At 67.0% G+C, this 22,162-nt stretch carries 22 protein-coding genes; 14 read left to right on the forward strand and 8 right to left on the reverse strand.

The annotated features are described in order from the left end of the window. Window positions 1-107: 107 nt before the first annotated feature. On the reverse strand, window positions 108-1,052 hold the full coding sequence (pip, locus tag WIX41_RS05700; RefSeq protein ID WP_339446141.1) for a prolyl aminopeptidase: 945 nt from the start codon (window positions 1,050-1,052) through the stop codon (window positions 108-110). A gap of 34 nt (window positions 1,053-1,086) precedes the next feature. After that, window positions 1,087-1,944: a peptide chain release factor N(5)-glutamine methyltransferase gene (gene prmC, locus WIX41_RS05705; protein ID WP_339446142.1), complete on the reverse strand. Its 858-nt coding sequence runs from the start codon at window positions 1,942-1,944 to the stop codon at window positions 1,087-1,089. Window positions 1,945-2,285: 341 nt separating this feature from the next. Between prmC and ahpC the strand changes: the two genes are divergently transcribed. From ahpC to WIX41_RS05730, 5 genes are all read left to right on the forward strand, one after another. Continuing rightward, a complete protein-coding gene (gene ahpC / locus WIX41_RS05710; protein ID WP_068849365.1) occupies window positions 2,286-2,849 on the forward strand; it encodes an alkyl hydroperoxide reductase subunit C in 564 nt (187 codons plus the stop codon). Window positions 2,850-3,002: 153 nt separating this feature from the next. Then, window positions 3,003-4,595 carry an alkyl hydroperoxide reductase subunit F gene (gene ahpF / locus WIX41_RS05715; RefSeq protein WP_339446143.1) on the forward strand — a complete coding sequence of 531 codons (1,593 nt, stop codon included), beginning with the start codon at window positions 3,003-3,005 and terminating at the stop codon, window positions 4,593-4,595. 91 nt (window positions 4,596-4,686) lie between these two features. After that, a complete protein-coding gene (gene oxyR / locus WIX41_RS05720; protein WP_339446144.1) occupies window positions 4,687-5,643 on the forward strand; it encodes a DNA-binding transcriptional regulator OxyR in 957 nt (318 codons plus the stop codon). 138 nt (window positions 5,644-5,781) lie between these two features. Beyond that, window positions 5,782-6,186, forward strand: a complete 405-nt coding sequence (rnk, locus tag WIX41_RS05725) for a nucleoside diphosphate kinase regulator (protein ID WP_339446145.1) — start codon at window positions 5,782-5,784, stop codon at window positions 6,184-6,186. Between the two features lie 51 nt (window positions 6,187-6,237). After that, window positions 6,238-7,200 (forward strand): transaldolase, encoded by a 963-nt coding sequence (locus WIX41_RS05730; RefSeq protein ID WP_339446146.1) that lies wholly within the window; start codon window positions 6,238-6,240, stop codon window positions 7,198-7,200. Between the two features lie 469 nt (window positions 7,201-7,669). Here WIX41_RS05730 and msrA read toward each other — a convergent pair whose 3' ends face one another. Both msrA and WIX41_RS05740 read right to left on the reverse strand, forming a co-directional pair. Continuing rightward, a complete protein-coding gene (gene msrA, locus WIX41_RS05735) occupies window positions 7,670-8,320 on the reverse strand; it encodes a peptide-methionine (S)-S-oxide reductase MsrA (protein ID WP_409187457.1) in 651 nt (216 codons plus the stop codon). Window positions 8,321-8,350: 30 nt separating this feature from the next. Next, window positions 8,351-8,617, reverse strand: coding sequence for a DUF2007 domain-containing protein (locus WIX41_RS05740; protein ID WP_339446148.1), 267 nt, complete (start codon window positions 8,615-8,617; stop codon window positions 8,351-8,353). 209 nt (window positions 8,618-8,826) lie between these two features. Here WIX41_RS05740 and WIX41_RS05745 point away from each other — a divergent pair, with 209 nt between their 5' ends. Genes WIX41_RS05745 through WIX41_RS05760 form a run of 4 tightly spaced genes read left to right on the forward strand, consistent with a single transcriptional unit; the run spans window position 8,827 to window position 12,627 of the window. Then, complete coding sequence (locus WIX41_RS05745; RefSeq protein ID WP_339446149.1) at window positions 8,827-10,575, forward strand: glutamine--tRNA ligase/YqeY domain fusion protein; 1,749 nt, start codon at window positions 8,827-8,829, stop codon at window positions 10,573-10,575. A 28-nt stretch (window positions 10,576-10,603) separates the two neighbouring features. Beyond that, window positions 10,604-11,164, forward strand: coding sequence for a nucleoside deaminase (locus WIX41_RS05750; protein WP_339446150.1), 561 nt, complete (start codon window positions 10,604-10,606; stop codon window positions 11,162-11,164). 24 nt (window positions 11,165-11,188) lie between these two features. Next, window positions 11,189-12,235, forward strand: a complete 1,047-nt coding sequence (gene rlmM, locus WIX41_RS05755) for a 23S rRNA (cytidine(2498)-2'-O)-methyltransferase RlmM (RefSeq protein WP_339446151.1) — start codon at window positions 11,189-11,191, stop codon at window positions 12,233-12,235. Next, a complete protein-coding gene (locus WIX41_RS05760; protein WP_339446152.1) occupies window positions 12,232-12,627 on the forward strand; it encodes a hypothetical protein in 396 nt (131 codons plus the stop codon). The genes rlmM and WIX41_RS05760 overlap by 4 nt, the downstream gene beginning before the upstream one ends. 7 nt (window positions 12,628-12,634) lie before the next feature. Here the strand turns inward: WIX41_RS05760 and WIX41_RS05765 are convergent, their stop codons facing one another. The 4 genes from WIX41_RS05765 to ubiH form a co-directional block, all read right to left on the reverse strand. Beyond that, on the reverse strand, window positions 12,635-13,060 hold the full coding sequence (locus WIX41_RS05765; protein ID WP_339446153.1) for a hypothetical protein: 426 nt from the start codon (window positions 13,058-13,060) through the stop codon (window positions 12,635-12,637). Between the two features lie 147 nt (window positions 13,061-13,207). After that, a complete protein-coding gene (locus tag WIX41_RS05770) occupies window positions 13,208-13,546 on the reverse strand; it encodes a hypothetical protein (RefSeq protein ID WP_339446154.1) in 339 nt (112 codons plus the stop codon). A gap of 121 nt (window positions 13,547-13,667) precedes the next feature. After that, a complete protein-coding gene (locus WIX41_RS05775) occupies window positions 13,668-14,843 on the reverse strand; it encodes a UbiH/UbiF family hydroxylase (protein ID WP_339446155.1) in 1,176 nt (391 codons plus the stop codon). Further along, window positions 14,840-16,045: a 2-octaprenyl-6-methoxyphenyl hydroxylase gene (ubiH, locus tag WIX41_RS05780; protein WP_339446156.1), complete on the reverse strand. Its 1,206-nt coding sequence runs from the start codon at window positions 16,043-16,045 to the stop codon at window positions 14,840-14,842. Before ubiH ends, WIX41_RS05775 begins: the two co-directional genes overlap by 4 nt. An 85-nt stretch (window positions 16,046-16,130) precedes the next feature. On the opposite strand from ubiH, the gene WIX41_RS05785 reads away from it, so the two are divergent. The 5 genes from WIX41_RS05785 (at window position 16,131) to WIX41_RS05805 (ending at window position 22,161) form a co-directional block, all read left to right on the forward strand. Next, the gene (locus WIX41_RS05785) at window positions 16,131-16,715 is read left to right on the forward strand and encodes a hypothetical protein (RefSeq protein ID WP_339446157.1); all 585 of its coding nucleotides are present in this window, start codon (window positions 16,131-16,133) and stop codon (window positions 16,713-16,715) included. A gap of 11 nt (window positions 16,716-16,726) precedes the next feature. Further along, complete coding sequence (locus WIX41_RS05790) at window positions 16,727-17,281, forward strand: cob(I)yrinic acid a,c-diamide adenosyltransferase (protein WP_339446158.1); 555 nt, start codon at window positions 16,727-16,729, stop codon at window positions 17,279-17,281. A 29-nt stretch (window positions 17,282-17,310) separates the two neighbouring features. Then, window positions 17,311-18,222: a histone deacetylase family protein gene (locus WIX41_RS05795; protein ID WP_339446159.1), complete on the forward strand. Its 912-nt coding sequence runs from the start codon at window positions 17,311-17,313 to the stop codon at window positions 18,220-18,222. A 133-nt stretch (window positions 18,223-18,355) separates the two neighbouring features. Next, window positions 18,356-20,815: an LPS-assembly protein LptD gene (lptD, locus tag WIX41_RS05800; protein WP_339446160.1), complete on the forward strand. Its 2,460-nt coding sequence runs from the start codon at window positions 18,356-18,358 to the stop codon at window positions 20,813-20,815. Continuing rightward, window positions 20,812-22,161, forward strand: a complete 1,350-nt coding sequence (locus WIX41_RS05805) for a peptidylprolyl isomerase (RefSeq protein ID WP_339446161.1) — start codon at window positions 20,812-20,814, stop codon at window positions 22,159-22,161. The genes lptD and WIX41_RS05805 overlap by 4 nt, the downstream gene beginning before the upstream one ends. Window position 22,162: the final 1 nt, after the last annotated feature.

The following is a 22,162-nucleotide window of genomic DNA, read 5'->3' on the forward strand; positions in this document are numbered from 1 at the left end:
TGCTACGTGCTGGGGCGGTCGCCGGGCAGCCCCCATACATGGTTGTGTGCGGTTGGAAAAAGCAGCCACGCAGGGCGTGGCTCTACGCGTTGAAGATCAGGCAAAGATCAACCCGCAAACCGATCCGTAGCACGCACCAGCGCGTCGATGTTCTCCGCCTCGAACGCCGAATGGCCCGACGCCGGGCTGATCTCCAGCGTCGATTTCGGCCACGCCTTGTGCAGCTCCCACGCGTTCTGCAGCGGGCACACCACGTCGTAACGGCCATGCACGATCACGCCGGGGATGTCGGCGATGCGGTGCGCATCGCGCAGCAGCTGCTCTTCGACCTCGAAGAAGCCGCCGTTGACGAAGTAATGGTTCTCGATGCGCGCAAACGCCAGCGCGAAGCGCGGGTCTTCATGGCTGTTCACGAAGTCGGCGTCCACGTGCAGGAAACTGGTCGCCCCTTCCCACACGCTCCACGCCTTGGCCGCGGCCAGGCGGGTGGCCTCATCGTCGCTGGTCAGGCGACGGTGGAAGGCGGAGATGAGGTCATGGCGCTCCACTGCCGGGATCGGCGCCAGGTAGTGTTCCCATGCATCCGGGAACAGGCGGTTGGCGCCTTCCTGGTAGAACCACTCCAGTTCCCAGCGGCGCAGCATGAAGATGCCGCGCAGCACCAGTTCGGTCACCCGCTGCGGGTGGGTCTGCGCGTAAGCCAGCGCCAGGGTCGAGCCCCAGCTGCCACCGAATACCTGCCAGCGCTCCACCTTGAGGTGCTCGCGCAGCTTTTCGATATCGGCCACCAGGTCCCAGGTGGTGTTGTCGACCAGGTCGGCGTGCGGGGTGGAACGGCCGGCACCGCGCTGGTCGAACAGGATGATGCGGTACCTGGCCGGGTCGTGGAACTGGCGCATCTTGTCGCTGCAGCCGCCGCCGGGCCCGCCGTGCAGCATCACCACCGGCTTGCCCTCCGGGTTACCGCACTGTTCGAAGTACAGCGTATGGCGGTCGTCGACCTTCAGGCTGCCAACGTCGTAAGGGGTGATGGCCGGGTACAGCGTGCGCATGGGTGGAGCTCCAGTGGAATCGCGGTCGCTCATTCTACCGTTGCGTGGCCGGCCACCGGCCCAGGCTGACCCGGTCACGCTGCTCCAGGTCGACGGCAGTGTCGACCTCGACAAACCCGGCGTCCGCCAGCAGCGCGCGGATCGGCTCGCCCTGGTCCCAGCCATGCTCCATCAGCAGCCAACCGCCCGGCTGCAGATGCGCGGGCGCGCCGGCAATGATCAGGCGGATGTCGTCCAGCCCATCGTGCCCGGAGGCCAGCGCAGTGGCAGGTTCAAAGCGCAGGTCGCCCCGCGCCAGGTGCGGGTCGTCGCTGGCGATGTAGGGCGGATTGCTGGCGATCAGGTCGAAGCGCTCGCCGGCCAGCGGCGCATGCCAGCAACCCCGCCGGAATGCGACGTTGGCCAGCCCATGCGCGCGTGCGTTGCCGGCGGCCACCGCCAGCGCCGCCGCGCTCATGTCGGTCGCCAGTACGTGAGCCTGCGGGCGTTCACTGGCAAGGGCCAGCGCGATGGCGCCACTGCCGGTGCCCAGGTCGGCAATCCGCAGCGGCACGCCTTCCGGCAGGCGCTCCAGAGCCAGCTCGACCAGCCGCTCGGTTTCCGGGCGGGGAATCAGCGTGGCCGGGCTGACGGCCAGGTCCAGTGTCCAGAAACCGCGGCGGCCGAGCAGGTAGGCCACCGGCTCACCGGCGATGCGACGCTGCAGCAGGGCGGCGAAGGCTTCGGCCGTGACCGGATCGAGCACGTCGGTGGCATGCGCGAACAGCCATCCGCGCTCGCGCCCCAGCACATGCAGCAGCAGCAGTTCGGCTTCGTGCCTGCCCTCCACCCCGGGCAGGTCGCGGGCGGCGGCGGCGAGCAGCTGTCGGATCTCCTGCGGGGCGGCGGTCATGGCGGGCCTGGGCGACGGTGGGGGCGCAGTGTAGGCCAATGGCGGCACAGGCCGGCCACCGCGACCGGATGTCGCAGCGGCCTGCCAGCGCTGAAAGGCTGTTCAGCCTCCCGATCGCGCGGATAAGCAACGACTATCAGCGCCCTGACCAGAAAATCCACAACAATTCTTACAAAACAACAGCTTATTTATGAATAGCCTACGACATTCATTCAAGGATCAGGCCACTTCAATAGACTGCATCTATCGCATGGATGAAATCAATTCATTGTCCTTATCGAAAGCGAGCCGCTACTCTGTGTTGGCTGCTTCACCCATCCCCTTCACCACGAGGAACATCGATGTCGCTCATCAACACCCAGATCAAGCCGTTTGAAGCCAACGCCTACCAGAATGGCGAGTTCATCAAGGTCTCCGACAGCACCCTGAAGGGCCAGTGGTCGGTCCTGATCTTCATGCCGGCCGCCTTCACCTTCAACTGCCCGACCGAGATTGAAGATGCCGCCGATCATTACGCCGAGTTCCAGAAGGCCGGTGCCGAGGTGTACATCGTCACCACCGACACCCACTTCTCGCACAAGGTGTGGCACGAAACCTCGCCGGCCGTCGGCAAGGCCCAGTTCCCGCTGGTCGGCGACCCGACCCACCAGCTGACCAACGCCTTCGGCGTGCACATTGCCGAAGAAGGCCTGGCCCTGCGCGGCACCTTCATCATCAACCCGGAAGGCGTGATCAAGACCCTGGAGATCCACTCCAACGAGATCGCCCGTGACGTCTCCGAGACCCTGCGCAAGCTGAAGGCTGCCCAGTTCACCGCCGCCAACCCGAACCAGGTGTGCCCGGCCAAGTGGAAGGAAGGCGAAAAGACCCTGACCCCGTCGCTGGACCTGGTCGGCAAGATCTAACCGCAACGCCTCATCCCCATTCCCGTTTCGACGGGAGTGGGGGTGAATCCAAGCCGGTGCGCCCGCGCCCGCTTCGGTTCACCCCTACGCCGCCCAGATGTACCGTAGCGGTACGTCGACGCCGTTCCTTTGCCTGAATCAAGGAGTTATTCGATGTTGGATGCCAACCTCCAGTCCCAGCTGAAGACCTATCTGGAACGCGTCACCCGGCCGATCCAGATCACCGCGCACGCCGATGAGGGCGCCAGGTCGCAGGAGATGCTGGGGCTGCTCGAGACCCTGGTCAGCCTGTCCGCCCAGATCACGCTGGAGATCCGCCGCGACGGCGCCGAACGCACCCCCTCCTTCTCCCTGACCACGCCGGGCCAGGACATCCACCTGGCGTTCGCCGGCCTGCCGATGGGCCACGAGTTCACCTCGCTGGTGCTGGCGCTGCTGCAGGTGGGTGGCCACCCGTCCAAGGCCACCGCCGAAGTGATCGAACAGGTGCAGGGGCTGGAAGGCGAATACCGGTTTGAAACCTATTTCTCGTTGTCCTGCCAGAACTGCCCGGACGTGGTCCAGGCGCTCAACCTGGCGGCGGTGTTGAACCCGCGCATCCAGCACGTGGCGATCGATGGCGGCCTGTTCCCGGCCGAAGTCGAAGCGCGCCAGATCATGTCCGTGCCCACCGTGTACCTCAACGGGGAAGTGTTCGATCAGGGCCGCATGAGCCTGGAGCAGATCGTGGCCAAGCTGGACACCGGTTCGGCCAAGCGCGACGCGGCGAAGATGGCCGCCAAAGCGCCGTACGAGGTGCTGGTGATCGGCGGTGGCCCCGCCGGCGCGGCAGCCGCCATTTACGCGGCGCGCAAGGGCATCCGCACCGGCGTGGCGGCCGAGCGTTTCGGTGGCCAGGTGCTGGATACGATGGCGATTGAAAACTTCATCTCGGTCAAGGAAACCGAAGGTCCGAAACTGGCCATGGCGCTGGAACAGCATGTGCGCGAATACGACGTGGACATCATGAACCTGCAGCGCGCGAGCGGCCTGGTGCCGGCCGGCGACGATGGCCTGGTGGAGATCAAACTGGAGAACGGCGCATCGCTGAAGTCGCGCACGGTGATCCTGTCCACCGGCGCGCGCTGGCGCCAGATGAACGTGCCCGGTGAAGACCAGTACCGCAACAAGGGCGTGGCGTATTGCCCGCACTGCGATGGCCCGTTGTTCAAGGGCAAGCGCGTGGCGGTGATCGGTGGCGGCAACTCCGGTGTGGAAGCCGCCATCGACCTGGCCGGCATCGTGACGCATGTGACCCTTTTGGAATTCGATGAGAAACTCCGCGCCGATGAGGTACTGCAGAAGAAGCTGCGCAGCCTGGGCAACGTCACCATCATCACCAGCGCCCTCACCCAGGAAGTGTTGGGCGACGGCCAGAAGGTCACCGGCCTGGTCTACAAGGACCGCGCCGGCGGCGATGCCCACCGGGTCGAGTTGGAAGGCATCTTCGTGCAGATCGGCCTCCTGCCCAATACCGAGTGGCTGAAGGACTCGGTGGCGCTGTCGCCGCGCGGCGAAGTGGTCATTGACGACCGGGGCCAGACCAGTGTTCCGGGCGTGTTCGCCGCAGGAGATTGCACAACCGTACCCTACAAGCAGATCATCATCGCCATGGGCGCCGGCTCTACCGCAGCGCTGAGCGCTTTTGATCACCTGATCCGCACTACCGTTCCCAAGAGCAGCGGCGCTGTCGCCGAAGCTGCCTGAAACGTCCGGTTCCCCGCTTGCGGGGAACTTTTTTACCTGCTGGGTAAACCACGCCATCACCCGGTCCATTACCGTCTAGAGGTACAAGGAAATGAACCTACGTGATCTGAAATATCTGGTGGCGCTGGCCGACCATCGCCACTTTGGTCGAGCGGCGGCATCCTGCTTCGTCAGCCAGCCCACGCTGTCGACCCAGATCCGCAAGCTCGAGGATGAGCTGGGACTGCCGCTGGTGGAGCGCTCGCCCCGCAAGGTCATGTTGACCCCGGCCGGGCTGGAAGCGGCCGCACGCGCACGCTCCATCGTGGCCGAAATCGAACAACTGAAGGAAGCGGCGCGGCGCAGCCGCGACCCGGAAGCGGGCACGGTACGGCTGGGCATTTTCCCCACCCTTGGCCCGTACCTGCTGCCGCATGTCATCCCCAACATCCGCAGCCGGTTTCCGCAACTGGAGCTGCTGCTGGTCGAGGAAAAAAGCGATGAACTGCTGAACCGGCTGCGCGACGGCCGGCTGGATGCGGCGCTGTTGGCGTTGCCGCTGGACGATGACCAGCTGCACGCCGAGTTTCTGTTCGAGGAACCGTTCCTGCTCGCCGTTTCCGGCCAGCATCCGCTGGCGCGACGCCACCACCTGGATGTGCAGGAGCTGTCCTCGCAGAAGCTGCTGCTGCTCGAGGACGGGCACTGCCTGCGCGACCAGGCACTGGCCGTGTGCCGGTTGTTCGGTGCCAACGAGAAATCCGAGTTCCGCGCCACCAGCCTGGAAACGCTGCGGCAGATGGTTGCAGCCGATGTCGGCATCACGCTGCTGCCGACCTTGTCGGTGAAGCCGCCGGTACCGCGCTCGGACAACATCCGCCTGCTCGATTTCCAGGGTGATGACCGGCCCAGCCGGCGCATTGCCATGGCCTGGCGGCGCAGTTCGGCCATGACCGGGTTCCTGGAGCAGCTGGCCGAACAGTTCAAACGACTGCCGGAGGCCCTGTTCCTGCTGGATACCGGCGATAGCGCACCGGACAGCCCGCGCGCGCGCCAGCCGCGGGTCTGACGGTCACGCTGAACCGGCCGTAGCGGGGCGACCCGGGCCCGGGTCGCATCCGCCGCTGATAGGCAGCACAATAGAACAAGGCGGTGCCAGCTGGCGCCGCCTTTTGCATGGGTCTTCCATAATCGAAAGGAGTTTCAGATGTCCACCGCCAGCGGCCTGCCGCCTTCCATCACCGTTTCCAGCCACGACATGGACCGCCTGGAGGCCATGCTTGATTCGCCTGCCGTTGCCAGCACCCCCGCCGCGCTGGCACTGGGCAAGGAACTGAACCGTGCGACCGTGGTGGCGCCGGAACAGATGCCGGACGGTGTCGTCATGATGCATTCGCGGGTGGAATGCGAAGATGAGGTGCACGGCGACAAGCACGAGCTGACGCTGGTCTACCCGCGCGAAGCCGATGTCGACCAGGGCAAGGTCTCCATCCTGGCACCGGTAGGCACTGCGCTGCTGGGTCTTGCCGTTGGCCAGTCCATGGACTGGGATGCACCTGGCGGCCGCAAGCTGCGCCTGCGGGTGACTGCCGTCCACAACCCCCGGATTTGATCATCCCTGCCGCGCGCCGCGCAGGGCCCAGGTAACGTTCCAGGAGCCGCAATGAGCACCGCAACCCCGTCCAAACTTTCGCAGCTGCGCGATCTGTCCGTGGTCGTCGCCGATACCGGCGACTACGAGGCGATCAAGCGCCTGAAGCCGGTCGACTGCACGACCAATCCCACGCTGGTGAAGAAGGCGCTGGACCTGCCGGTCTACGCCGAGCTGATCGATCGCGAACTGGCCTGGGGCCGTACGCAGACGGGCGAGCGCGAAACCATCGTGCATGCGGTGGCCGACCGCCTGACCGTGGGCGTGGGCACGCTGCTGAGCACGCTGGTGCCGGGTCGCGTTTCCACCGAGGTGGATGCGGACCTGGCGCACGACACCGCGAAAACGGTGACCAAGGCGCGCCAGTTCATCGCGATGTACGAAGCAGCCGGTGTGCCGCGCAGCAAGGTACTGATCAAGATCGCGGCAACCTGGGAAGGCGTGGAAGCCGCACGCCGGCTGCAGGCCGAAGGCATCGACTGCAACCTGACGCTGATCTTCAACCCGACCCAGGCACTGGCCTGCAGCGAGGCCGGTGCGTTCCTGATCTCGCCGTTCGTCGGCCGGATCCTGGACTGGTACGTGGCCAACGGCCAGGCCCCGGCCAGCATCGATGCCGACCCGGGCGTGGTGTTCGTGCGCGGCGTGTACGCCGAGTTCAAGCGCCGCGGTTCGGCGACGGTGGTGATGGGCGCCTCGTTCCGCTCCACCGCGCAGATCGAAGCGCTGGCCGGCTGCGACCGCCTGACCATCTCCCCGGACCTGCTGGAAAAGCTGGACGCCGACCACGGCGAGCTGCCGCGCAAGCTGGTGGCGGGTGCGGCGGAATCGGTCGATGTGACGCCGATCAACGCGGCGACGTTCGCTGCCGATCTGGCCGCCGATCCGATGGCGACCGAGAAGCTGGCGGCGGGTATCGATGCGTTCGCGAAGGATCTGGAAGCGCTGCGGGAGACGATTCGCGAGCGTTTGTAAGTTCGGTTCCGTTTAGTACAAAAGCGGGACGGTTTGCGTTGATTGCAGCCGTCCCGTTTTTTTGTGTCCTCGCCGAGAGCCGGCGCCTCAGTTCTACGCGCAGGGGCGGCCGGGAGTCGGCAGGTCGGTTCCCAAACGACTGCCATCGATGTTGATCGGCACGGAAACGCATGACCATGAAACGGAAACGCTTTCGCCGTTGCGGTCGCCGTTGATTTCTCCAGTGGCCACCGAACCACCGTCGAGGGTCGGCGGGGGCGGGTTTGCGGGACCGTAGAAAACATGGATGTTTTCTACGAGCCCCCAGGGATGGGTTTACGGCGTGTCCCGCAAACCCGCACCCGCCGGCCCTGCCCGGACCCTGCGCAGGCTACCGGCTGTTCGCCGGAAAGCGTGAAGCAGCCGGGCAGAGCCCGGCTCTACGGGATCGCATGCAATCGGGCAATCGGGCAATCAAGCGAGGCTGTGATCAGGCGTCCACGCCGATCGGGCAGCTGACGCCGGTGCCGCCGATGCCGCAGTAGCCGTTCGGATTCTTGGCCAGGTACTGCTGGTGGTAGTCCTCGGCGTAGTAGTACGCCGGTGCGGGGAACGCGATCTCGGTGGTGATCGGACCGTAGCCCTTGTCGGCCAGACGCTGCTGGTAGGCATCACGACTGGCCAGCGCGGCGTCGTACTGGGCTTGGCTGGTCGCGTGGATCGCCGAACGGTACTGGGTGCCGGTATCGTTGCCCTGGCGCATGCCCTGGGTGGGATCGTGGTTCTCCCAGAACACCTGCAGCAGCTCGCCCAGGCGGATGATCGCCGGGTCGAACACCACCTCCACGATCTCCGTGTGCCCGGTCAGGCCCGAGCAGACTTCCTCGTAGGTCGGGTTCGGGGTCACCCCGCCGGCATAGCCGACTGACGTCGAATACACCCCCGGCAGGGTCCAGAACTTGCGCTCCGCGCCCCAGAAGCAGCCCATGGCGAAGCGGATGCGCTCCAGCCCGGCGAAGCCGTCCTTGAGCGGATGGCTGTTCACATAGTGCTGGTTGTGCAGCGGCAGCGGGTGCTCGCGGCCGGCCAGTGCCTCTTCCGGGCGTGGCAGGCGCTGCTTGAACGCTCCAATACCCAACAGGCCCTTGGCAATCCCCAACATGGCGCTCTCCTAGGCCGGCAACAGACCGGCGCTTTCGTCACCGTCCAATATGGGGTCGTCCTGGGGGCCGCCCAAGTCCAGCCCGGCCACGATCTGCTCGGCCTCAGGCCTGGCCAGGTCCGGTACGCACACCCGCAGCACCCCGAACAGCGGCAGCTCGCCCATCCCGCCCAGCAGCGACTCGCCGAAGACAAAGGCGGGAATTCCCGCCGCCTCCAGCGCGTGCTTGACCAGATGGGCGTCGAACAGGTTGTCGGCCTGGTAGATCACGTGCATGGGTGGGGCTCCGCGGGGATTCGAGCCAGCATACGCCGGACGGATGAACACGATGAAGGAGGGATTCGGTAGCGCCGGCCGTTGGCCGGCCCTCATGAACGGTGGAAGGCGTGCGTGGTCCGGCCAACGGCCGGGGCTACCGTCTATCGCGCCCGGCCAACGGCCGGACGCGATAGACTGGCGATCTTTCTGCCTTCTGCCTGCGCATCATGTCCGAGCCTACTGCCGCCCCCACCGACGCCCTTCCGGAAACCCACGAAAAACGGGATTTCATCCGTCAGATCGTCCGCGAGGACCTGGCCGCCGGCAAGCATGCCGCGATCAAGACGCGCTTCCCGCCCGAGCCCAACGGCTACCTGCACATCGGCCATGCCAAGTCGATCTGCCTGAACTTCGGTATCGCCGGTGAGTTCGGCGGCGTGTGCAACCTGCGTTTCGACGATACCAACCCGGCCAGGGAAGACCCCGAGTACGTGGCCGCCATCCAGGACGACGTGCGCTGGCTGGGCTTTACCTGGAACGAACTGCGGCATGCCTCGGATTACTTCGACGCCTACTACCTGGCCGCCGAAAAGCTGATCCGCGACGGTAAGGCCTATGTCTGCGACCTGTCGGCCGAGGAAGTGCGCGCCTACCGCGGCACCCTGACCGAACCCGGCCGCCCCTCGCCCTGGCGCGACCGCAGCGTGGACGAGAACCTGGACCTGTTCCGCCGCATGCGCGCCGGTGAGTTCCCCGATGGCGCGCGCACCGTGCGCGCCAGGATCGACATGGCCAGCGGCAACATCAACCTGCGCGATCCGGCGCTGTACCGCATCAAGCACGTCGAACACCAGAACACCGGCAACGCCTGGCCGATCTACCCGATGTACGACTTCGCCCATGCCCTGGGCGATTCCATCGAAGGCATCACCCACTCGCTGTGCACGCTGGAATTCGAAGACCACCGCCCGCTGTACGACTGGTGCGTGGACAACGTCGACTTCGCCCATGACGACGCGTTGACCGCGCCGCTGGTCGAACGCGGCCTGCCGCGCGAAGCCGCCAAACCGCGCCAGATCGAATTCTCGCGCCTGAACATCAACTACACCGTGATGAGCAAGCGCAAACTGATGGCGCTGGTCACCGAACAGCTGGTCGATGGCTGGGAAGACCCGCGCATGCCGACCCTGCAGGGCCTGCGTCGTCGTGGCTATACCCCGGCGGCGATGCGCCTGTTCGCCGAACGCGTGGGCATCAGCAAGCAGAACTCGATGATCGATTTCAGCGTACTGGAAGGCGCGCTGCGCGAAGACCTGGACAGTGCCGCCGCACGCCGCATGGCCGTGGTCGATCCGGTCAAGCTGATACTGACCAACCTGCCCGAGGGCCATGCCGAAACGCTGACCTTCGCCAACCATCCCAAGGACGACACCGTCGGCAACCGCGAAGTGCCGTTCGCGCGCGAACTGTGGATCGAGCGCGAAGACTTCGCCGAAGTACCGCCCAAGGGCTGGAAGCGCCTGGTGCCGGGTGGCGAAGTACGCCTGCGTGGTGCCGGCATCATCCGCTGCGATGAAGTGATCAAGGATGCCGACGGCACCATCACCGAACTGCGTGGCTGGCTGGATCCGGAATCGCGCCCGGGCATGGAAGGCGCCAACCGCAAGGTCAAGGGCACCATCCACTGGGTCAGTGCCGTGCATGGCGTGCCGGCCGAGATCCGCCTGTACGACCGCCTGTTCTCGGTGCCGAACCCGGACGACGAGTCCGAAGGCAAGACCTACCGCGATTACCTCAACCCCGAATCGCGTCGCACCGTCACCGGCTACGTCGAACCGGCCGCCGCAACCGCCGCGCCCGAGCAGTCGTTCCAGTTCGAGCGCACCGGTTACTTCGTCGCTGATCGCCGCGACCACACCACCGCCGCACCGGTCTTCAACCGCAGCGTCACCCTGCGCGACACCTGGTCGGCGTAAGCCCCACCGCATTCGAAAGGCCTGTCCCATGCTGTACGCGCAAGTCCACCTCACCCTGCCCGCCTGGATCCATGACCAGATCGACCTGACCCGCGCCTGGCCCGGCGATGCCGCCAAGGTCACGCTGGCCATCGAGCTGTCGCGGCTGAATGTCGAGGCGGAGACCGGTGGCCCGTTCGGCGCGGTGGTGTTCGGGCCGGACGACCGCGTCATCGCGGCCGGCGTCAACCGCGTGGTGCCGCACAGCACCTCGCTGGCGCATGCAGAAAACATGGCCTACATGCTGGCCCAGCAGCGCCTGCAGACCCCGCGCCTGAACGACGTGCTGTCGCCGATCACCCTGGCCACCTCCTCGCAGCCGTGCTGCCAGTGCTACGGCGCCACCATCTGGGCCGGCATCGACCGGCTGCTGATCGGTGCCAGCGCGCAGGACGTGGAAGAACTGACCCCGTTCGATGAAGGCCCGCTGCCGGCCGACTGGATCGGTGAACTCAACAAGCGCGGCATCGAGGTCGTGCGCGACATCGAGCGCGATGCCGCGCGCGCGGTGCTGCGCCAGTACGGGGAGATCAACGGTGCGCATTACTGATTCCCACGCCACGGGCGTGCCGCGATGAGCGGCCTGCTGTGCCTGTGCCGGCAGGGCTTCGAGCCCGAACTGGCCGGTGAGCTTGCCGAGCGCGCCGCCTACGCGAACATTGCCGGTTACGCCCGCACCCAGCGCAACGATGGCTACGTGTTGTTCGCCACCGACGAGGGCGCTGCGCTGTCCAAGGCGCTGCCCTGGCGTTCGCTGATCTTTGCCCGGCAGAAGCTGGTGGTGCTGGCCGAACTGCGCGAACTGGATCCGACCGACCGGATCACCCCGATCCTGGCCGCGCTGGAAGGCCAGCAGCGCTTTGGCGACATGTGGGTGGAGCATCCCGATTCGGACGAAGGCAAGCCGCTGGCCGGCCTGGCCCGCGCCTTCGGCAATGCGCTGCGCCCGGCGCTGCGCAAGGCCGGCCTGCTCACCGACAAGCCCAACACCAGCCTGCCGCGCCTGCACCTCGTGTTCGTCGATGGCCGCCATGCGTTCGTGTGCGTGGCCGACACCCGCGACAGCGCGCCCTGGGCGCTGGGCATTCCACGCCTGAAGCTGCTGCCCGACGCGCCGTCGCGCTCGGCCCTGAAACTGGACGAAGCCCTGCTGACCCTGATGAGCCCGGAAGAACGCGAACAGCTGGTCAAGCCCGGCATGCGCTCGGCCGACCTGGGCGCCGCGCCCGGTGGCTGGACCTGGGTACTTACCCGCCAGCACATGCACGTGATCAGCGTGGACAACGGACCGCTGCGCGAGCACGTGCTGGAAACCGGCCTGGTCGAGCACCTGCGCGCCGATGGATTCCACTGGCAGCCCGAGGCGCCGCTGGACTGGATGGTCTGCGACATGGTCGAGCAGCCGCGCCGCGTGGCCGAACGCATGGCCACCTGGTTCCGCGAGGGCTGGTGCCGGCATGCGATCTTCAACCTCAAATTGCCGATGAAGAAGCGCTGGGACGAGACCCGCCTGTGCCTGGAGTTGTTCGAAGCGCAGGCGGGCCGACCGCTCACCGTGCGCGCCAAGCAGCTCTACCACGACCGCGAGGAGATCACCGTGCTGGCCTGGAGCGGGCGATGATCCGGGTGCTCCGCACAGCGCTGCTGCTGTCGCTGTTGCCTATGGCCGCGTGGGCGCAGGTGCGCACGCCTGCGCCGGCCACCAGTGAGGCATTGCGCGACAATCCGGTCAGCGTGCGCACCCAGCCGCTGTCCAGCGGCGAGGTCACCCACGCGGTGACCCTGCCGCCGACCGCAGGCGAAGCCACGGTCACGGTGCGCTCGGTGCAGGCCGACAGCGTGGTGGGGCAGTATCGTTTCGCGTTCGAGTCGCTGGATATCGATGGCGACAGCTACATCAGCCGGGAAGAAGCGCAGGCCAATCCCGCGCTGGCGGATGAATTCAAGTCGCTGGATACGCTGCACCGCGGCCGCCTGGACCGCAGCCAGCTGCAGGGCTGGCTGTTGCCCTGAGAACGCCTCAGCCCGTAGTGGGCCCCCGGAAATGCTGCAGACTGCGGGTCAGTTCCAGCGCCTGGTTCAATTGCCTGAGGCGGTCATTGTTCCAGCTGTCATGTGCTCCGGAGGCCAACTGAGCTGGGCGGCGCTGGCTCTCGAGGTCGCGCTGCAGGGATTTGAGGCTGTTCAACAGCAGCTTGGCCTGGCCCTCGGTAGGCGCGGCGACGCGTTGCGAGCGAACGAATTTGTCGAGGTTCGTCTGCGCCTGGAAGCCTTCCTGACCCCGGCACCCGATGCCGAACGGGTGGCATTTGTTGTTGATGTGCGTAAGCAGCCCGTCAAAACCCCTGGCGGCCGCCTCCGGATGGGCAACGATCGCACGCACGGTCTTTTCAGCGTTGACGGAGGCCGGCCGGAAAATCTGATTGAGAACCTTGGCAATGCTCATGATTCTTCCTCGGAGAAGGGAGAGATGCGTCCACACCCAATTGCGGTGAGACGCATCCAGACCTACCCAGTCTGCTGAAACATGGAGGCCACCAACTTTCAAGATTCGATCACCCGTGGCCGGTTGCGCCACGACCGTGGGCGCGCCTCAGCCTTGGCTGCGTTTGTTGGCCATGAGGCATTCTTTCAGGGGGCGGCCCTGTTTCCTGGACATCAACCGCTTCAGCGCCTCCTCGCAGCTGGCGCTCGGGCCCTCGTTCCGCAGCTCGGCCGGCACCTTTTTTTCAGCCTGGGAGACAATCCTGGGCGCGGGGCATTCCGCTGTGCGCGTGCCTGCGGCGATGTCCTGCGGCGAATTCAAGGCCATGCCACTGTTGCGTACGCTGGTGAGCTGCCACTTGAGTTCGCCGGGGACCCGAGGCGCGCCGGCCATGGTGCTGTGCGCCGACGACGGCTGCAGAGGACGGACGAGGGACGGCAGTTCCATATGAAGGGGGATTCCGGAAAGGGGGAAGGCGCGGCGAGATTGCCGGGGCCGGGCAACGGCAGCCGCGCCGCAGTCTGCGTCGTGCCGCTTCGTTCCACTTCCAGATTTCGATCTCCTCGGCTTACAGTCCCGCCGCGCGCTTCCACAATGCCGACACCAGCGGTGGCCACCGGCCCACGCTGCCCAACGCGCAGCCGCGTGCCAGGGTCAGGTGCATCTCGTCATTGGAGAAAATAGTGTTGATTGCGTCAAAACCGTAAGCGGACATCGTGTTCTCGCTGCGACGTTCGCGGGCCCAGCGCTGCAGGCGGTCGGGCGATGCCCAGTCCTGCCGCCGCTGCTGCGCACGCACGACCGTCGCGTGCAGGGCGGCCACATCGCGCAGGCCCAGGTTCACGCCCTGCCCGGCCAGCGGGTGCACCACATGCGCCGCATCGCCCAGGGCCAGCACACGCCCGGCCACATAGGCACTGGCCAGCTGCCGCCGCAGCGGGAAGGCGGCACGGCGCGAGGCCAGCGTCATCGCCCCCAACCTCCCCCCGAACGCGCGGGTCAGTTCCACGTTGAACGCGGCCTCGTCCAGTGCCAGCACACGCTCGGCCTCGGCATCGGGCAACGTCCACACGATGGAGCTGCGCCGTGGGCCGGCCGGCAGTACCGCCAGCGGGCCGGTGACCAGGAAGCGTTGCCAGGCCGTGGCCTGGTTGTCCAGTTCGGTATCGATATAGGCCACCACCCCGCGCTGGCCGTAGTCCTGCCGGCTGACCTCCAGCCCGGCCAGGCGGCGCAGGGTCGAGTCCGCGCCGTCAGCGGCGATGGCGAGCGCGGCGTCGAGCCGCCGCCCGTCCTCCAGTCGCACGCGCACGCCGGCGGCATCCTGCTCCAGCGCCTCCACCCGCGCCGGGCAGCACAGCTGCACGCCCGCAACGGGCAAAGCGGCCCACAGCCGGTCCACCAGCAGGTCGTTCTCCACGATCCAGCCCAGTTGCTCGCGGCCCAGCCGGTCGGCATCGAACTGCAGTTCCTCCCCGCCAGCGGCATCCCAGACCCGCATGCGCCGGTAGGCGCAGGCGCGCGCGGCCAGCACCGAGGGCCACACCCCGAGCGCGCGCAGCAGCTGCGCGTTGTCCGGTGCGAACGCATAGACGCGCAGGTCAGGTTGCTGCGGCTGCCACGCCGTTGGCTCGCGGCCTTCCACCAGCGTGACCTCCAGCCCGGCATCGGCCAGCGCCAGCGCACAGGCCGCACCGACCACGCCGCCGCCCACCACGATCACATCGCGCGCGCGCCGGCTCATGCGCCGGCTCCACGGCACAACGCCGGGACCTCGCCGCGGAAGCCCATGGCACCGCCGACCAGCATCGACTGCATCGAGGTAGCCTGCGCCGCCAGCAGCCCGAGACTGCGCAGCGGGCGCATCAAGGGCGCGGGATTGCTGGTCAGCCGCGCCAGCCCGCCGGAGAACGCGATGGTCTGGCGGCGATCCTCTTCCCGGCGCGCCACGTGCGCCTGCAGCAGCGCATCACTGCCAACGTCCTCGGCCGTTTCGATCAGCTCGGCCAGGGTCAGCGCATCGCGCAGGCCAAGGTTGAAGCCCTGCGCTCCCAGCGGATGGATGGTCTGGGCCGCATTGCCCAGCAGCACCGCGCGCTCGCCCACCCGTCCACGCGCCAGCACCTGCACCAGCGGGTAGGCGCTGCGTGGGCCGCTTTCCAACAGGCGCCCCGCGCGCCAGCCGATGGCCTGCTGCAGTCGCGCCAGCCAGGCCGCGTCGTCCAGCGCCATCACCGCATCGGCCTGGTCGCGGGCCACGCCGTGCACCACACCGTAGTGGCGGTCGCCACGCGGCAACAGGGCGGTCGGGCCGGTGTCGGTGAAGCGTTCGAATGCGGTGCCGTCCGGCGCGCGCGCCGAGCGCACGCGGGCCACGAACAGGGTCTGCTGGAAATCATGTTCGTCCACGCCGATGCCCAGCGCCTCGCGCACGCCACTGCGGGTGCCATCGGCGCCCACCACCAGCCGCGCCTGCAGGGTGCGCTCGCCGGCATCGTCGGCGATGACCACCTCGCGATAGCCATCGACCGTGGCACCCAGCCGCACGAAACGCGCCGGGCGATAGCGGGTCAGCTGCTGCAGGGTCTGCAGGCGGGTTTCCAGCGCCTGGCCAAAATCGCGCGCCATCACTACCTGACCGAACCACGGCCGCTGGTACTGGGCAGCATCCATCTGGACCCGACCAAAGTCACCGGCGCGGCTGACGTGGATGCGGGTGATCGGGCCAACCGCCGAACCCAGCAGCGACATCACCCCCAGCGCGGTCAGGGCGTTGACCGTGGCCGCGGCGAAACTGAGGTTGCGCTGGTCGAACACCGGCGGCAGCGCGCCAGCCGGGGCAACCTCGACCAGCCCGACATCGCGGCCGCCCCGGTCCAGGGCAATGGCCAGGCTGGCGCCGACCAGGCCGCCGCCCACGATCACTACGTCATGACGTTCACTCATGCCGCCCATGATAGTGCGTGCGGCCCGGCTACGCCCCGTGGCGGCAGGCGCTAGAATGAACGCTGGATTCCCAACGCCTGCCCCCATGACCACCACCGCCCAACGCGCCTTCATCCTGTTCGTGCTCGTGCTGCTGATGGCGGCAACCCGGGTCAATCATTTCGCGGCGATCCCCGACGCGTCGTGGGCGGTGTTCTTCATCGCCGGCTTCCATCTGCGCAGCTGGACGCGCTGGGCCTTCCCGCTGCTGATGGTGCTGGCCATCGTGATCGACGTGCTGGTGATCCGTGCCAGCGGCATCGGCTACTGGCAGCACTACTGCGTGTCGCCGGGTACCGCGCTGCTGGTGCCGGCCTATTTCGCGATGTGGGCCGGTGGCGCGCTGCTGCGCCGGGGCTACCGCAGCGCGGACTGGACCGCACTGGCCAAGGCAGCGGCGCTGCTGGTGGCGGCAGTGGCGGTCTGCCACGTGTTCGCCCAGAGCGGCTTCTACTGGACCAGCGACGTGGTCGCCACGCCCACCCTGCAGGGCTGGGCGCGGAACTATGCGGACTGGTTCCTGCCTTACCTGCGTACCGCGGCGATCTACGTCGGCCTGGCGGCCGCGCTGCAGCTGGCCACCGAACAGGTCGTCAAGCTGCTGCAGGCCCGCCGCGACGCGCTGCACTGAGCCCGGCGCGCATGGGCAACCGGCTGTCGCGCATCTATACCCGCACCGGCGATGACGGCAGCACCGGGCTCGGTGACGGCAGCCGTGTGGCCAAGGATGCTGCCCGGGTCAACGCCTTCGGCACGGTGGATGAGGCCAATTCGGCGCTGGGCGTGCTGCTGGCGGTACCCTTGCCCGAGGACGTACGCGCGCTGCTGACGACCGTGCAGCACCAGTTGTTCGACCTGGGCGGCGAGCTGTGCATTCCCGGGCATGCGGCAATCCACGCGGCCGACGTCGAAGCCCTGGAGCGCCAGCTGGACCATTACAACGCCGATCTACCCGCGTTGAAGGAGTTCATCCTGCCCGGTGGCGGCGAAGCCGCCGCGCGCTGCCACCTGGCCCGCACCATCGTGCGCCGCGCCGAGCGCGAAACCGTCACCCTGTCCCGCCAGGAACCGGTACGCGCCGAGGCGCTGCACTACCTCAACCGGCTGTCGGACCTGCTGTTCGTGCTGGCCCGCGTACTCGCCCGCGCCGACGGCCACGGCGAGGTCCTCTGGCAGCACACCCGCCGCCACGGCTGAGCCGCCCACCGCCCCGGAACCCTGCCCGCATGCTGGTTTTCACCCATCCCGCCTGTCTGCAACACGATCCCGGCAGCGGCCACCCCGAATGCCCCCAACGCCTGCAGGTGGTGCTCGATGCCCTGCGCGCCGCCTACCCCGACCAGCTGGACTGGCGCCAGGCGCCGCCGGCCAAGTTCGGCGAACTGGCCCGCGTGCACGACAGTGAGCTGATCGATCGGGTGCTGGCGCCCCAGACCGAGCCGCTGCGCCTGATCGACATGGACACGATGACCTCGCCCGGCTCGGCCAGCGCCGCGCTGCATGCTGCCGGCGCCGGCGTGGCGGCAGTCGATGCCGTGATGCTGGGTGAGGACCCGGTGGCGTTCTGCGCGGTGCGCCCGCCCGGCCACCACGCCACCGCAAGCACGGCGATGGGGTTCTGCCTCTTCAACAACATCGCCATCGCGGCCGCTTACGCGCGTGACCGCTATGGACTGGAGCGGATCGCGGTGGTCGATTTCGACGTCCACCACGGCAACGGCACCCAGGACATCTTCGTGGCCGATCCGCGCGTGGCCTACTACAGCACCCACCAGGCCGGGCTGTTCCCCAATTCGGGCCTGCGCCGTGACCGGGGCGCCGGCAACCTGCTCAACATCCTGCTGCCACCGGGCAGCGGGGGCTTCCGCTTCCGCAACACGTGGGCCGATGAGATGCTGCCGGCCATCGATGATTTCCGCCCGCAGCTGCTGCTGATCTCGGCCGGCTTCGATGCCCACCTGCGCGATCCGCAGGCCGACCTGATGCTGGAAACCGATGACTTCGCCTGGATCACCGCCGAGCTGCGCGCCCTCGCCCGTCGCCATGGTGGCGGCCGCGTGGTGTCCATGCTGGAGGGCGGATATGACCTGCAGGCGCTTGCCGAATGCTCGGTCGCGCACGTGGGCGCGATGTTGTGATTGAGGGCCGGCCAACGGCCGGCGCTACCGGGTTTCAAATGAACCTGAACCCTTGCTCGCGGCAAGCCTTCATTGCCCCTATGCAAGGGATGGGGCAAGCTACGATCCGTTTTCGTCCGAATCCGAATCCCGCGTGCGCCGAGCCCTCCGCCTGCTGCCTCTCCCCCTGAGCATCGCCATCTGCCTGCCGGCCATGGCCGACGACAAACCGGTGAACTGGGGCCTGTGCCCGGTGACCGATGTCCTGCCCGTCTTCCAGGACGCCCCTGTAGCGGACAAGGCCGCGGCCGAAACCCGCGACCAGCAACCCACCGATATCGAAGGCGACGCGCTGTTTGGTACCAGCACCGTGCCGCAGTACCAGGGCAATGTGGCGCTCAAGCGCGGCGACCAGTTCCTGGGCACGGACCAACTGAGCTTCGACACCGAAAGCGGCAACTACATCGCCGAAGGCAATGTGCGCTACCAGGATTCGTCGATCCGGATGACCGCCAAGCGCGCCGAAGGCAACCAGGAGTCGGACACCCACAAGATCAGTGACATCCAGTACCAGCTGGTGGACCGGCGGGGCCACGGCGGCGCCGATTCGATCGACCTACAGGGCTCGGTGGGCCAGATGCACCGCTCCACCTACACCACCTGCGATCCCTCGCAGCCGGTGTGGAAACTGTCGGCACCGCAGATCGACGTGGACAACGAAGAAGGCTTCGGTACGGCACGCAATGCGGTGCTGCGCATCGGCAACGTGCCGGTGATGTGGGCGCCGTACTTCAAGTTCCCGATCGACGACCGCCGCCAGACCGGCCTGCTCTACCCGCAGCTGGGCATGTCCGGGCGCAACGGCTTCGACTACGCCCAGCCGATCTATTTCAACCTGGCGCCGAACTACGACGACACCCTGACCCCGCGCTACATGAGCAAGCGCGGCCTGATGCTCGACAACGAGTTCCGCTATCTCTACGACGGCGGCCGTGGCGAACTGCAGACCGCCTACCTGCCCAATGACAAGCTGCGCGACAGGGACCGTGGCCAGGTCGAGTACTCGGGTTACCACAGCGTCAACCGGACCTGGCAGGCCCGCGCCAATATCGCCTGGGTCAGCGACGAGCGCTACACCGAGGATTTCTCCAGCAAGCTGCTGGGGGTGACCACCTCCAGCCTGCAGAGCCAGGCCGGCATCTACGGCACCGGCGAGAACTGGCGGGGCGGGCTGATGGCCGATTACTGGCAGCTGACCGACTACACCCTGACCGAGTCCTCGCTGCCGTACGCGCGCCAACCCAGGCTGTTCGGTACCTGGGACAAGCCGCTGCTGCCATGGCTGGAAGTGGGGGTGTACGCCGAGGCCGTCCACTTCACCCATGACGACGTCAACCAGAAGGTCAGGCAGCCCGATGGCGACTACGTCCGCAACGGCGTGGTAACGCCCTATTACAACGGCTCGCGACTGGACGTGAAACCTTACGTATCGCTACCGTTTGCCGGCGCTTCCTGGTATGTCACCCCGACCCTGGCCTACCGCTACACGGCCTACGAGCTGGACCGCGGGCTTGCCGACCAGACCCGCCTCCGGGCGCTGCGCGATGCGGGCATCAATCCGGCCACGGCGACCCCTGAACAGTTGCGCGGAGATACCTCGCCGCACCGCAGCGTACCGATCGCCAGCCTGGACGCGGGCATGTTCTTCGATCGCGAGACCACCATCGGCGGCACCTCGTACCTGCACACGCTGGAGCCGCGCCTGTTCTACCTGCGCACGCCCTACCGCGACCAGAGCGACCTGCCGATCTTCGATACCCGCGACTTCACCTTCAGCTGGGGCCAGCTGTTCCGCGATTCGCGCTACACCGGCGCGGACCGCCAGAACGACGCCAACCAGCTGACCATGGCGCTGAGCACCCGCTTCATCAACCAGGAAACCGGCCGCGAGCGCTTCTCCGGCAGCATCGGCCAGATCCTGTACTTCGACGATTCGCGGGTGACATTGCCCGGGGCCACCTCACAGGTGGAACAGGGCAAGTCGGCCTGGATCGCCGACGCCAACTACGCCATCAACGACCGCTGGAACCTGGGTGCCACCTACCAGTGGGACCCCAAGTACAAGCGCGAGGACCTGGCCAGCGTGCGCGCGCGCTACCTGATGTCCAACGACGGCATCGTCAACCTGACCTACCGCCACCGCCTCAATACGGCCGCCCCCAGCACCGCGACCAAGGAAGAACGCACCCTGCTGGAACAGGTGGACCTGTCCTTCCTGTACCCGATCAACGAAACCTGGAGCCTGGTGGGCCGCTACTACTACTCCATCGAGGACAAGGCGCCGCTGGAAATCATCGGCGGCGTGCAGTGGGACAGCTGCTGCCTTGCGGTACGCGCCCTGGCCCGCCGCTACGTGCGCAACCGCGAGGGTGAACTGAACAATTCCTTCCAGATCGAGTTCGTGCTCAAGGGCCTGAGCTCCGTCGGCCAGAACACGGACCGCACTTTGCGCCGTGCTATTCTCGGTTACTACCGAGACGACCTCTATCTCGTGCCGCCCGCCAACACGGGCGCCCCCACGCGCGAAGACTACGATCCGAACCTGATCCCATGACCAAGACCTTCCCCGTCCTACTCGCTTCCCTGATCGCGGTCAGCACCGTCTCCGCACCGCTGCAGGTGCTGGCCCAGCAGACCCAGTCGCTGGACCGCATTGCCGCCATCGTCGACGAGGATGTCGTGCTGCAGAGCGAGCTGGACCGTGCCATCGTGAACATCAAGGCCCAGTACGCCGGGCGTGAAGGCCAGCTGCCGCCGGATGACGTGCTCAGCCGCCAGGTGCTCGAACGCCTGGTGCTGGTCAAGCTGCAGGTGACGCGGGCCGAAGGCAGCGGCATCAAGGTCAGCGACCAGGAGCTCAACCAGGCCCTGAACGCCATTGCCCAGCAGAACGGCTCCAACCTGGACGCCCTGCGCCAGCGCCTGGCCGCCGACGGCGTGGATTTCAACGACTTCCGCAACTCGGTCCGCGATGAGATCACCGTGCAGCGCCTGCGCCAGAGCTTCGCGCAGAGCCGCATCAGCGTCAGCGAAGGTGAAGTGGATGCCGCGCTCAAGCAGGAAGCCACCGCCGGTACCCAGTACCACCTGGCCCACATCCTGATCGCCCTACCCGAAGGCGCGACCGCCGAGCAGATCGCCACCGGCCAGAAGAAGGTCGAAGGCGTCAAGGGACTGCTGGACAAGGGCGAACTGGACTTCAATGCCGCGGCGGTGCGTTATTCCGACAGCCCCAACGCGCTGGAAGGCGGCGACCTGGGCTGGCGTTCGCTGGATGAAATTCCCGGCGCGTTCGCGCAGATGATGACCGGCATGAAAGCCGGCGACGTGGTTGGCCCACTGCGTGGCCCGAGCGGTTTCCAACTGCTGAAGCTGGTGGAAGTGCGCGATGCCAGCGCCGCCGCCGGCGGCCAGACCATCACCGAGTACCACGGCCGGCACATCCTGATCCGGGTCAACGACCAGCAGGACAATGCCACCGCCAAGGCCAAGATCGACTCGGCTCGTGCGCGGATCGCCGGTGGCGTGGACTTCGAGACCGAAGCCAAGGCGTCGTCTGAAGACAGCAACAGCAAGGGCCAGGGCGGCGACCTGGGCTGGTTCCCGGTCGATGCCTTCGGCCCGGACTTCGGCAAGCAGGTGTCCGGTCTGAGCGACGGTGGCGTCAGCCAGCCGTTCCGTACCGACGCCGGCTGGCACATCGTGCAGCGCGTGGCGACCCGCCAGACGGATTCGGGCACCGACAACAAGCGTGCCCAGATCCGCGAGACCATCGGTCGCCGCAAGCTGGAAGAAGAGTACAACCGGTACCTGCAGGAACTGCGTGGCGAAGCCTACGTGGACCTGCGCACTGCCGCAGCAGCGGCTCCGGCAGCCGACCCGGCACCGGCCAAGCCCTGAG

It is taken from the genome of Stenotrophomonas sp. AB1(2024), assembly GCF_037482345.1.
Classification (GTDB): Bacteria; Pseudomonadota; Gammaproteobacteria; order Xanthomonadales; family Xanthomonadaceae; genus Stenotrophomonas.

What these genes read in the sequence shown, in the direction of transcription:
- prmC (WP_339446142.1), bottom strand. Translation starts at nt 1,944, where the DNA reads ATGACCGCCGCCCCGCAGGAGATCCGACAGCTGCTCGCCGCCGCCGCC.
- rnk (WP_339446145.1), top strand. Translation starts at nt 5,782, where the DNA reads ATGTCCACCGCCAGCGGCCTGCCGCCTTCCATCACCGTTTCCAGCCAC.
- WIX41_RS05785 (WP_339446157.1), top strand. Translation starts at nt 16,131, where the DNA reads ATGACCACCACCGCCCAACGCGCCTTCATCCTGTTCGTGCTCGTGCTG.
- rlmM (WP_339446151.1), top strand. Translation starts at nt 11,189, where the DNA reads ATGAGCGGCCTGCTGTGCCTGTGCCGGCAGGGCTTCGAGCCCGAACTG.
- WIX41_RS05730 (WP_339446146.1), top strand. Translation starts at nt 6,238, where the DNA reads ATGAGCACCGCAACCCCGTCCAAACTTTCGCAGCTGCGCGATCTGTCC.
- ahpF (WP_339446143.1), top strand. Translation starts at nt 3,003, where the DNA reads ATGTTGGATGCCAACCTCCAGTCCCAGCTGAAGACCTATCTGGAACGC.
- WIX41_RS05770 (WP_339446154.1), bottom strand. Translation starts at nt 13,546, where the DNA reads ATGGAACTGCCGTCCCTCGTCCGTCCTCTGCAGCCGTCGTCGGCGCAC.
- WIX41_RS05745 (WP_339446149.1), top strand. Translation starts at nt 8,827, where the DNA reads ATGTCCGAGCCTACTGCCGCCCCCACCGACGCCCTTCCGGAAACCCAC.
- ubiH (WP_339446156.1), bottom strand. Translation starts at nt 16,045, where the DNA reads ATGAGTGAACGTCATGACGTAGTGATCGTGGGCGGCGGCCTGGTCGGC.
- WIX41_RS05760 (WP_339446152.1), top strand. Translation starts at nt 12,232, where the DNA reads ATGATCCGGGTGCTCCGCACAGCGCTGCTGCTGTCGCTGTTGCCTATG.
- WIX41_RS05790 (WP_339446158.1), top strand. Translation starts at nt 16,727, where the DNA reads ATGGGCAACCGGCTGTCGCGCATCTATACCCGCACCGGCGATGACGGC.
- WIX41_RS05795 (WP_339446159.1), top strand. Translation starts at nt 17,311, where the DNA reads ATGCTGGTTTTCACCCATCCCGCCTGTCTGCAACACGATCCCGGCAGC.
- pip (WP_339446141.1), bottom strand. Translation starts at nt 1,052, where the DNA reads ATGCGCACGCTGTACCCGGCCATCACCCCTTACGACGTTGGCAGCCTG.
- WIX41_RS05765 (WP_339446153.1), bottom strand. Translation starts at nt 13,060, where the DNA reads ATGAGCATTGCCAAGGTTCTCAATCAGATTTTCCGGCCGGCCTCCGTC.
- WIX41_RS05775 (WP_339446155.1), bottom strand. Translation starts at nt 14,843, where the DNA reads ATGAGCCGGCGCGCGCGCGATGTGATCGTGGTGGGCGGCGGCGTGGTC.
- WIX41_RS05740 (WP_339446148.1), bottom strand. Translation starts at nt 8,617, where the DNA reads ATGCACGTGATCTACCAGGCCGACAACCTGTTCGACGCCCATCTGGTC.
- WIX41_RS05805 (WP_339446161.1), top strand. Translation starts at nt 20,812, where the DNA reads ATGACCAAGACCTTCCCCGTCCTACTCGCTTCCCTGATCGCGGTCAGC.
- oxyR (WP_339446144.1), top strand. Translation starts at nt 4,687, where the DNA reads ATGAACCTACGTGATCTGAAATATCTGGTGGCGCTGGCCGACCATCGC.
- WIX41_RS05750 (WP_339446150.1), top strand. Translation starts at nt 10,604, where the DNA reads ATGCTGTACGCGCAAGTCCACCTCACCCTGCCCGCCTGGATCCATGAC.
- ahpC (WP_068849365.1), top strand. Translation starts at nt 2,286, where the DNA reads ATGTCGCTCATCAACACCCAGATCAAGCCGTTTGAAGCCAACGCCTAC.